The sequence below is a fragment of the Cutibacterium sp. KBN10P07758 genome (genome assembly GCF_050286205.1).
GTDB classification, from domain to species: domain Bacteria; phylum Actinomycetota; class Actinomycetes; order Propionibacteriales; family Propionibacteriaceae; genus Cutibacterium; species Cutibacterium acnes.
In genome coordinates this window covers 20,896-30,923 of sequence record NZ_JBNNQV010000002.1, presented here as the reverse complement: position 1 = coordinate 30,923, position 10,028 = coordinate 20,896, and the positions used below count along the sequence as shown (strand labels likewise).

Below are 10,028 nucleotides of genomic sequence, written 5' to 3'. Positions count from 1 at the left end.
AGGCCCGGTGGGAGCAGGACCAGGCCGACTACGCCGAGGCGTACAAGGAGACCGTGGGCCGGCTGCTGGCCGAGCGCGGGGTGAGCGTCGTCGTCGAGGTCTCGGTCAACCAGGTCCTCGACGTGCCCGAGTGGGACGAACTGGCCGACGAGCTGGAGAACACAGCCCGGTCGGCCACGCCCCTGCCGATGACCGGGACCGCCCCCGACTGGAGCGGCGGCACGCCGGCCGACGCGCTACGCCGCGCCGGCCTGACGTACCTGGACCGGGCGAATGACCAGTAACCATCGATTATGAGAGGCTGGGAGCATGGCCGAGAAGAAGAGGCCCTACGACCTGCACGTGGGGGATGTGGCGGACGCCTACGCGTCCTGGCCGTCGCCGACGTGCATCATCAGCGACGGCGCCTACGGCGTCCGCGGTTTTTACGGGGACACCACCGACGAGGAAGGGCTCGTTGACTGGTACGCCCCGCACATCGAGCAGTGGACGAAGGCTGCCGCCCCGGGCACGGCGCTGTGGTTCTGGGGTACGGAGGTGGGCTGGGCCACGGTGCATCCTGAGTTGAAGCGTCAGGGCTGGGACTACGTCCAGACCGTGGTCTGGGACAAGGGTCTGAGCCACATCGCGGGCAACGTCAACGGCAACACCATCCGCCGCTTCCCCGTCGTCACGGAGGTCTGCGTCCTCTACCAGCGCCGCTTCGAGGCGGCGACCGACGCGGGCATTCTCGATGCCCAGCAGTGGCTGCGGCACGAGTGGCGCCGCTCTGGTCTGCCGATGTACCTGGCCAATGAGGCCTGCGGCGTGAAGAACGCCGCCACGCGCAAGTACCTGACGAACGACTGGCTCTGGTACTGGCCGCCGGGAGTCGCCGTGGCCGCCATGGCCGCGTACTGCAATCAGCACGGCCTGGAGAGCGGCCGCCCGTACTTCTCGCTCGACGGTGTGACGTCGGTCACCGCGAAGCAGTGGGACCGGATGCGCCACCAGTGGCACCACGTCCATGGCCTGACCAACGTGTGGAGCCGCCCCCCGCTGCACGACGGCGAGCGTATGAAGGGCTCGATGCGTCGGTCGGCGCCGCGCGTGTACAAGCCCACGAAGGCCAGCACGACCCATCTGAACCAGAAGCCACTGGAGCTCATGGAGCGCCTGGTGCACGCCGTCACGAAGGAGGGCGACGTCGTATGGGAGCCCTTCGGCGGGCTTGGCACGGGCTCCGTGGCTGCGGTGGCCCTGCGTCGGCAGGCTTTCCTTGCCGAGCGTGACCCCTACTTCGCGGAGCTTGCGCACGAGCGGCTTGACGTCGCCGCCGAGGAGGCCGAGACCAACGACGAGCTCGTGGCCCTCTTCGACGCCAACCCCGAGGAGGAGAGCAATGTCGGTTGATGCAGTGGCGACGAGCGCCCAGGTGGGTGCGGGTCCTGCCCGCCCGGTGCTGGATCCCAACGATCCGCATACCAAGCTCCAGAAGGGGGTCTCCGCGGCCCTCCAAGCCCTTCCGGGCGAGTTCGAGTCGAAGAACGAGATCAGCGGGGTCAACGCCACCGACCTGTTCAGCCTCAACAGCTTCTTGGGCTCGGGCATCGAGCTGGAGGTCGTGCGCACGCTGAACAGCCTTCGGCAGATCTGGGACCCGGACTCCGAGTGGTCGACCTACCGGTTCGAGCGGTCGGCGCAGGCCTTCCCCGACGTGCGTCTGGTGAATCGTGGAACCGAGGGTGAGCCCATCGCGATCGGCATCGAGCTCAAGGGCTGGTGGATGCTGGCCAAGGAGAAGGTCCCTTCGCTGCGGTACCAGGTCTCCCCCGATGCCTGCACCGACTGGGACCTGGTGTGCTGCGTGCCGTGGCACCTCGACAGCGCCGTCAGCGGCGTGCCGGTGGTGGCCGAGCCGTGGGTCGAGTCCGCCAAGTACGCCGCCGAGTGGCGCGACTACTGGTGGACCAACATCAAGGAGACCGATGGCAGTGCGGAGCTGGAGTACCCGGCCGACGCGACGCCGTACCCGTCGAAGGCTGACCGCGTGACGGTGCATCCGGTGAACGATGGCGGTGGCAACTTCGGACGACTGCCTCGGTGTCGCCCCCTCATGGATTCGTTCGTTGAGTCGACGATGCGTGTGCCCATCCTCGGTATCGAGACGCGTGCTTGGGTACACTTCCTGAAGCTCCACAGCGAGTCCGCTGGTTCCGACGCAGTCATCGAGAAGATGCAGCGTCAGCTCAAGCAGCTGGACAAGAATGTCGCTCCCGACCAGGCCGAGCGGATCCTTGAGCAGCTGCGAGAACTGGCTGAGCTGCTGCCGTAGGAGGTCAACCAAACCTTCAGCGGACCCTTCTTCATGCCCGGCGGGAGCCGGGCCACGGCCTCCCACGAAGCGGTAGCGGATGTGGGAGCCGGTCTTCTCCTAGGTCGTGTCTCCCAATAGTCGGACCCAGGTGAGGATGGCGCAGAGGGTGACGCCGGCGCGGTACGTGATGGCGAGTTTGTCGAAGCGGGTCGCAATGTTCAGCGCGGCGCAGACGGTCGAGGTGCCGTGCCGGACGTGGTCGGGAATGCACTGCGCGAATGCTCATGTACGGTAAGGAAGCAAGCAACCGAAAACAAGAGATAGACCGCCAGCACTACACTATTCCGAACCAAAGACCAAAAGATAAGCATTGTGGGAAAATCTAAACTTTTGGATTTTCCTACAATGCCAACTACGGCGGAATCCCTCCCACTCCTTATATCTTTCTGTATACATTGAATTTGTATTTAGTAAAATGCAGACAACACCACGGATCGGCTTTTGGTTGGACAATTCCAACCAAACACCACAGCAGACAGCAGAAAACATTCTGAACGCTAGGAAGCCGGTATGATTGTTACATATAAGGGGAAGAAAAATTTCTTTTAGGTACTTGCTTTCCTAAAACTGATGTGATACAATGATTTAATCCAGAAAAGGAGTAAAAAATATGCGGCAAGGTATTCTTAAATAAAACTATAATCAAATAGTGGGAACAAAGGATTATGATAGCTCCTTTTGTAGGGGCTTAGTTTTTTGTACCCAATTTAAGAATACTTTTGCCTTATCAATTTTGACATATCCCCAAAAACAGCAATCACAAACAGGTGTATGCTGTATATGTGTATGTCCGCAACTTATAATCCCCAGTGGTAAAAGTATTTTACTGCTGGGGATTTTTATGCCCTTTGGGGCTGTAAAGGGAGGACAATCACATGAAAATAATCAATATTGGAATTCTTGCCCATGTAGACGCTGGAAAGACGACCTTGACGGAGAGCCTGCTATATGCCAGCGGAGCCATTTCAGAACCGGGGAGCGTCGAAAAAGGGACAACGAGGACGGACACCATGTTTTTGGAGCGGCAGCGTGGGATTACCATTCAAGCGGCAGTCACTTCCTTCCAGTGGCACAGATGTAAAGTTAACATTGTGGATACGCCCGGCCACATGGATTTTTTGGCGGAGGTGTACCGCTCTTTGGCTGTTTTAGATGGGGCCATCTTGGTGATCTCCGCTAAAGATGGCGTGCAGGCCCAGACCCGTATTCTGTTCCATGCCCTGCGGAAAATGAACATTCCCACCGTTATCTTTATCAACAAGATCGACCAGGCTGGCGTTGATTTGCAGAGCGTGGTTCAGTCTGTTCGGGATAAGCTCTCCGCCGATATTATCATCAAGCAGACGGTGTCGCTGTCCCCGGAAATAGTCCTGGAGGAAAATACCGACATAGAAGCATGGGATGCGGTCATCGAAAATAACGATGAATTATTGGAAAAGTATATCGCAGGAGAACCAATCAGCCGGGAAAAACTTGCGCGGGAGGAACAGCAGCGGGTTCAAGACGCCTCCCTGTTCCCAGTCTATCATGGCAGCGCCAAAAATGGCCTTGGCATTCAACCGTTGATGGATGCGGTGACAGGGCTGTTCCAACCGATTGGGGAACAGGGGGGCGCCGCCCTATGCGGCAGCGTTTTCAAGGTTGAGTACACCGATTGCGGCCAGCGGCGTGTCTATCTACGGTTATACAGCGGAACGCTGCGCCTGCGGGATACGGTGGCCCTGGCCGGGAGAGAAAAGCTGAAAATCACAGAGATGCGTATTCCATCCAAAGGGGAAATTGTTCGGACAGACACCGCTTATCAGGGTGAAATTGTTATCCTTCCCAGCGACAGCGTGAGGTTAAACGATGTATTAGGGGACCAAACCCGGCTCCCTCGTAAAAGGTGGCGCGAGGACCCCCTCCCCATGCTGCGGACGACGATTGCGCCGAAAACGGCAGCGCAAAGAGAACGGCTGCTGGACGCTCTTACGCAACTTGCGGATACTGACCCGCTTTTGCGTTGCGAAGTGGATTCCATCACCCATGAGATCATTCTTTCTTTTTTGGGCCGGGTGCAGTTGGAGGTTGTTTCCGCTTTGCTGTCGGAAAAATACAAGCTTGAAACAGTGGTAAAGGAACCCTCCGTCATTTATATGGAGCGGCCGCTCAAAGCAGCCAGCCACACCATCCATATCGAGGTGCCGCCCAACCCGTTTTGGGCATCCATAGGACTGTCTGTTACACCACTCTCGCTTGGCTCCGGTGTACAATACGAGAGCCGGGTTTCGCTGGGATACTTGAACCAGAGTTTTCAAAACGCTGTCAGGGATGGTATCCGTTACGGGCTGGAGCAGGGCTTGTTCGGCTGGAACGTAACGGACTGTAAGATTTGCTTTGAATACGGGCTTTATTACAGTCCGGTCAGCACGCCGGCGGACTTCCGCTCATTGGCCCCGATTGTATTGGAACAGGCATTGAAGGAATCGGGGACGCAGCTGCTGGAACCTTATCTCTCCTTCATCCTCTATGCGCCCCAGGAATACCTTTCCAGGGCTTATCATGATGCACCGAAATACTGTGCCACCATCGAAACGGCCCAGGTAAAAAAGGATGAAGTTGTCTTTACTGGCGAGATTCCCGCCCGCTGTATACAGGCATACCGTACTGATCTGGCCTTTTACACCAACGGGCGGAGCGTATGCCTTACAGAGCTGAAAGGATATCAGGCCGCTGTCGGTCAGCCGGTCATCCAGCCCCGCCGTCCAAACAGCCGCCTGGACAAGGTGCGCCATATGTTTCAGAAGGTAATGTAAAGATACATAATCGTCAAGACGGCAACAATCAGAAGTTATGGAGGGTAACAATGGAATATAGTAAGGAAGATTTAATGGAAGCAAAAAAGCAAATTTGGGGAGTGGGAGAGAACATGGGAACAGAGGAAAGTAAAAAAATCTGGGAGGAGAACGCACAATTTTGGGATAATGCAATGGGTGACGAATCTAATGAATTTCACAGAGAGGTAGTGCGTCCCAAAGTAACGGAACTTCTATCTCCTAATCCTGCGGATTACATTTTGTCCAGCAGAACGAGATCGGCGGCAAGCGAAAGACCGCCGCAGCCATCAAGCAGCTTGAACAGGCGCAGGAACGCATTTCTGAAATCAGCCGCATTATCAAGCGGCTGTATGAGGACAATGTAAACGGCAAAATCAGCGATGAGCGTTTCATGGAACTGTCGGCTGACTACGAAGCCGAGCAAGCGGAGCTGAAAAAGAGAGCCGCCGCCCTGCAAGCCGAACTGGACAAGTCACAGGCAACTACCGTCAACGCCGAGAAATTTATGGGCATTGTCCGCAAGCACCTTGCCTTTGAAGAACTGACCCCCACTCTCTTGCGGGAAATGATCGAGAAAATTGTGGTGCATGAGTGCAGCTATGATGAGAACGGCACCCGCAGGCAGGACATTGAGATTTATTACAGCTTTGTCGGCAAGATTGACTTGCCCGAATAACCGCCCGACCTATCCGACACAATGGCCAAGTGTCGGATAGGAACGGCAAAATTTTTTGCACTTCTATTGCTTCTTTATCACACATAAGCAGACTGCCCGGGCGTAAAACCAGGGTGCGACACGACCGGTTTTGAGACGCGTTGTGGACGCTCCGGGAGCGGCTAACGGCTCCGCTCTCGCGGTGCGTCTCAAAAACGATCAGTTGGGTGAGCTTCTCGCCACTGGATCTGCGCATGTGGAGCCTGTCCCGCTGTCCGGTGGCCATCAGATGCTCCATGATGCAGACGTCGAGTTTGCCCCGGTAAAATTCGATGTCACGGATCAACGTCCGGTACTTCGGTTGCACCTCAGGGGTGTAGAACACGGTGCGCGCCCGATGAGCCGTCGCGTAGATGGCCAGGTCAGATTCACTGCGTGGACCCCAGTCGTCAATGAACGAGCCCAGAGCATCCCAGTGGGCATAGCGTCTGGCGGACTGTGTTTTGCCGACTCCTGCATCACCGTGGCAGATGCCGATGGTGGCGTCTTTGCGGATCGCGTTGGCGAACTCGACGAAGCGGCGGTGCTCTTTGGTGACGATGAAGTCGCGGTTCATGGTGACAGGTCCTCTTCATAGGTCCGCAGGCGAGACGTACGACCACGCGGCCGTGGCGCTTCGGCGCTCACATCGGGGTTCACAGGGGCAAGGTCTGATGGGCGTGGCTCGTGGATGGGGATGCGCTCGTTGATCCCGGCACGTAGTTGACGCCGTCGGCGTCGACGAGCGGCCTGGATATCGGCCAGGCTGTAGCGCTGGTTGGGGTGGTCTTCATCGACAGCGACGCACAGCAACGTGTCGTGGTCGTAGACCCGGATCTCGGAGAGATCCCGCGGGTCGTAGCGGATGGTGACGTCATGGCCGACAAAAGGTGCCAGGGTCGGGCTGATGTAGCGCTGGCCTTGGAAGTGGATGCCGTCTCGCTGGACTCGGCGGTGGGTGGAGACCCGCAGCAGGAGTCCGTCGAGTTCTTCAAGGTTCTCCGGCATTCTGGGGATCCACCCCTGCCCGATCCACGCGGCTTTCGGGCTGGTGTTGATTGAAGAATGCGTGCGCTGGTTGTAGCTGCTGATGAACTCGCCGACGGCGGTATCCAGGCTCGTCAGGTCTAGTACGGGGTGTGGGTTGCGGACGCCGGGGGCGAGGTGGCCGGGCAGGGTGGTGAGAAGTTCGGTGTTGACGGTGCTGAAGAACCGCTCGATCTTGCCGCGGCCCTGCGGACGGGCGATGGTCGAGTGGATGATCCGGATCTTCAGTGCTGTCGTGGTGTACGTGATATGGCCACTGGTGAAGTCGGAGCCGTGATCGACGTAGAGGACGTCGGGAATACCGCACATCGCCCAGGTGGGGTCTGTTTTTCGCCAGATCGCCTGGCGTAGTGCCAGGGCGGTGTTCATTGCCGAGGGTGCGGTGGTGGTGACCATGTAGCCGCACACTGCCCGGGAGTAGTCGTCGATGATGATGGTGAGCCAGGGGCGAGTCGGGGTGCCGTCCGGGTTCTGGATGAGGATGTCGAGTTGGGTGTGATCGGCCTGCCAGATGGCGTTGGGGTGTTCAGCCCGGTGCCGGTAGACCAGTTCGTGTCGATCTCGGTAGGACGTCGGGCCCTCCAATGCGAGGGTGACCATCGCCGGGTCAAGGGCTTGGATGATGCTGCGCACGGTGGCGTAGCTGGGTGGTTTCAGCGATAGTTGTTGTGCTCGACAGCTCACGAGGCGATGCAGGGCGGCGATCGATGGGCGTGGCTTGGTGAGACCAAGGTGTTCGATGTAGGCGACGAGTTCCGCGGATATGCGATGGGCTCCGGCGTCGGATCGTGTGGTGTTGCGTAGCCCGCGGATTCCGTCGGCGCGGTATCGGGCTACCCACCGGGATAGGGTTCGGGTGCTGATGTCGGTGGCCTGTGCCAGGTCGGTCAGGGTGATGTCGTCTTCGATGTGGAGCCGGAGGATCTCCCAGCGTTGCATCTCGTCCATCACCGTCACCTCACGCGCTGGTCATTGTGTCCGTGTCAGGCGGGCAGTGCTGACTGTCGTCGTTTGGCGCCCTGCAGATGGCGGTACAGTGTCGCCCGTGACCAGCCGACCATGCTCGCGGCGTCTTCGGCACTGCGGCCTTTGGCTCGTTCCTCGGCGACGATGGCGAGTTTGCGGTCGACCACCTCTGGATCCACAGGTGGTCGGCCGAAGCGGGTGCCGTTGGACTTTGCTGCGGCGATGCCGGCGTTGACGCGTTCGGTGATCAGTTCTCGTTCGTACTCAGCCAGGGTGCCCAGCATGCCGAGCATCAACCGGCCCGAGGAGGTCTCCGGGTCGATGCCGTCGGAGACGGACTTGATTTTCACGTCTCGTTCGCGTAACAGGTTCACCGTGTTGAGTACATCGAGTAGGGACCGGCCCAGCCGGTCGATGCGCCACACCACCACCGTGTCACCGGGTTGAGCGTAGGCGAGGAGCTTCTTCATCCCCGGACGCTCAGTGGCGTTTTTCGCCCCGGAGGTGACATCGCTGAAGACATCACGGTCCTGAACCCCGGCGGTGACCAAGGCGTCGTGTTGAAGAGTCGGATCCTGACCGACGGTGGACACCCGGGTGTAGCCCAACAGTCTCATGACCACCATCATGCCTCACCAAACCCCAGATTGGAAGAAGGTGGAACACATTACGGTGAGACAGGTATACGAGACAGTTTTCGGGTCGATTCTCGCAGGAGCGCCCTGTTTCAGTGCGTTCGCCGTAGATGTCTTGTAAACCTTTAGCATTTCAATACAAGAGAGAACGGGCAGTACAGTTTTGTACTACTACTCATTACCTAGCCCGAGCCGAGGGAGAACATCAGACAGAATTGTTTCTGCCAGCGCATGCACGTTGCTTGCTGCCGTACCTCCGTGGAGGCGTAGGTACTCACCCACCAATCTGACCCCGGCGGCGTATCCAGCACCAGTCGGCAGACCGACCGGGTCAGGTCCACATGACAGTTTTGGATGACCGGGACAGGGCAGGTCAGGCATCCGCGTGCTGTGGTATGGTTCACCCCATGGGCGCAATGAATGCAATTTTCACCACCTTCGGTCGGCTCCGGAACCCCGGAGCCGCCGGTGGGTGTGTGCGCTAACGGGGGACGTTCCACGGAGGTAGACACACCCACCGCTCAGCTTGTCCAGCCGGGCGGCCTTTTCGGCATGCCCGGAGCACGATATCTGCTGCGGAGTGTCTTTCCATGCCTACCTACAGGCCGAACAAGGGCCGTCACGAGAACGGCCAGAACTACCTCGTCAATGAGGCGACGATCAGACGGATCGTCGACCTCGTCCCCGTCAACGCCTCCGTCCCGGTCATCGAGATCGGCCCGGGACACGGGGCGCTGACCTTTCCCCTTCAGGATCGTGTCTTGGCTGCCGGTGGATCGTTGACCGCCGTCGAGATCGACCCGGCCTCTGTCCGGTGGTTGGAGAAGCGGCTGCGCCCGGAGGTCCACCTGTACGAGCAGGATGTCCTTGATTTTGTGCTTCCGGACGGCCCGCACGTCCTGGTGGGGAACCTGCCGTTCCACCTGACCACCGCGATCCTGCGGCACGTCCTTCACTCACCGGGGTGGACCCACGCGGTGCTCCTGGTGCAGTGGGAGGTCGCGCGCCGCCGCGCCGGTGTCGGTGGTGCCACGATGATGACTGCCCAGTGGTGGCCGTGGGTCGACTTCGAACAGTACGGGCGGGTGCCGTCCACGCATTTCCGTCCCCGCCCCACCGTCGACGCCGGTGTCCTGGTGATACGTCGCCGGGAGGAACCTCTCGTGGACTGGTCGGAGCGTGCGCGGTACGCGTCCTTCGTCCATGACGTGTTCACCGGCAAGGGCCGTGGCGTCGCCGACATCGTGTCCCGGGTTGTGGGGCGTCGGCGTGCGCGACGGTGTGCCCAGGTCTTGCGTGAGGCCGGTGTTCCGGCACACGCACTGCCGAAACAGTTGGACGCGGGGCAGTGGGCCACACTGTTTACGGCCGTGGGGTGCTAAAGGCAAGCTGATCGCGATACCATCAGCCGCTCCGACCGATGTCGGCAGGAGAAGAAGTGCCATCCCTTCCGGATCCTGGCGCAGAGAAATCCTAAAGACGGCACCGTTTGCCATGCGAAGAGCAATGTCTTC

The 10,028-nt window shown here is 59.2% G+C and carries 9 protein-coding genes; 7 read left to right on the top strand and 2 right to left on the bottom strand.

Going from position 1 to position 10,028, the window contains the following annotated elements; translation table 11 throughout:
* From ACOYO3_RS12385 to ACOYO3_RS12360, 6 genes are all read left to right on the top strand, one after another.
* On the top strand, positions 1-284 hold a 284-nt coding region (locus ACOYO3_RS12385; protein WP_427305941.1), incomplete at its 5' end, for a hypothetical protein.
* 25 nt (positions 285-309) lie between these two features.
* A complete protein-coding gene (locus ACOYO3_RS12380; protein WP_176453839.1) occupies positions 310-1,392 on the top strand; it encodes a DNA methyltransferase in 1,083 nt (360 codons plus the stop codon).
* Complete coding sequence (locus ACOYO3_RS12375; protein WP_176453838.1) at positions 1,382-2,314, top strand: hypothetical protein; 933 nt, start codon at positions 1,382-1,384, stop codon at positions 2,312-2,314. Before ACOYO3_RS12380 ends, ACOYO3_RS12375 begins: the two co-directional genes overlap by 11 nt.
* 917 nt (positions 2,315-3,231) lie before the next feature.
* On the top strand, positions 3,232-5,151 hold the full coding sequence (tet(W), locus tag ACOYO3_RS12370) for a tetracycline resistance ribosomal protection protein Tet(W) (protein ID WP_002586627.1): 1,920 nt from the start codon (positions 3,232-3,234) through the stop codon (positions 5,149-5,151).
* Positions 5,152-5,563: 412 nt separating this feature from the next.
* On the top strand, positions 5,564-5,848 hold the full coding sequence (locus ACOYO3_RS12365; RefSeq protein WP_427305940.1) for a DUF4368 domain-containing protein: 285 nt from the start codon (positions 5,564-5,566) through the stop codon (positions 5,846-5,848).
* A gap of 142 nt (positions 5,849-5,990) precedes the next feature.
* The gene (locus ACOYO3_RS12360) at positions 5,991-6,464 is read left to right on the top strand and encodes a hypothetical protein (protein ID WP_427305938.1); all 474 of its coding nucleotides are present in this window, start codon (positions 5,991-5,993) and stop codon (positions 6,462-6,464) included.
* On the opposite strand, the gene ACOYO3_RS12355 is transcribed toward ACOYO3_RS12360, so the two are convergent.
* Together ACOYO3_RS12355 and ACOYO3_RS12350 are read right to left on the bottom strand one after the other, a co-directional pair.
* The gene (locus ACOYO3_RS12355; protein WP_070434714.1) at positions 6,440-7,861 is read right to left on the bottom strand and encodes a Mu transposase C-terminal domain-containing protein; all 1,422 of its coding nucleotides are present in this window, start codon (positions 7,859-7,861) and stop codon (positions 6,440-6,442) included. The genes ACOYO3_RS12360 and ACOYO3_RS12355 overlap by 25 nt on opposite strands.
* A 35-nt stretch (positions 7,862-7,896) precedes the next feature.
* Positions 7,897-8,496: a recombinase family protein gene (locus ACOYO3_RS12350; RefSeq protein WP_070434800.1), complete on the bottom strand. Its 600-nt coding sequence runs from the start codon at positions 8,494-8,496 to the stop codon at positions 7,897-7,899.
* A 608-nt stretch (positions 8,497-9,104) separates the two neighbouring features.
* On the opposite strand from ACOYO3_RS12350, the gene ACOYO3_RS12345 reads away from it, so the two are divergent.
* Entirely contained in the window at positions 9,105-9,896 is a 792-nt protein-coding gene (locus ACOYO3_RS12345; protein ID WP_176453837.1) for a 23S rRNA (adenine(2058)-N(6))-methyltransferase Erm(50), read from the top strand.
* The last annotated feature ends 132 nt before the right edge of the window (positions 9,897-10,028 follow it).

What these genes read in the sequence shown, in the direction of transcription:
- ACOYO3_RS12380 (WP_176453839.1), top strand. Translation starts at nt 310, where the DNA reads ATGGCCGAGAAGAAGAGGCCCTACGACCTGCACGTGGGGGATGTGGCG.
- ACOYO3_RS12375 (WP_176453838.1), top strand. Translation starts at nt 1,382, where the DNA reads ATGTCGGTTGATGCAGTGGCGACGAGCGCCCAGGTGGGTGCGGGTCCT.
- ACOYO3_RS12365 (WP_427305940.1), top strand. Translation starts at nt 5,564, where the DNA reads ATGGAACTGTCGGCTGACTACGAAGCCGAGCAAGCGGAGCTGAAAAAG.
- ACOYO3_RS12355 (WP_070434714.1), bottom strand. Translation starts at nt 7,861, where the DNA reads ATGGACGAGATGCAACGCTGGGAGATCCTCCGGCTCCACATCGAAGAC.
- ACOYO3_RS12350 (WP_070434800.1), bottom strand. Translation starts at nt 8,496, where the DNA reads ATGAGACTGTTGGGCTACACCCGGGTGTCCACCGTCGGTCAGGATCCG.
- ACOYO3_RS12345 (WP_176453837.1), top strand. Translation starts at nt 9,105, where the DNA reads ATGCCTACCTACAGGCCGAACAAGGGCCGTCACGAGAACGGCCAGAAC.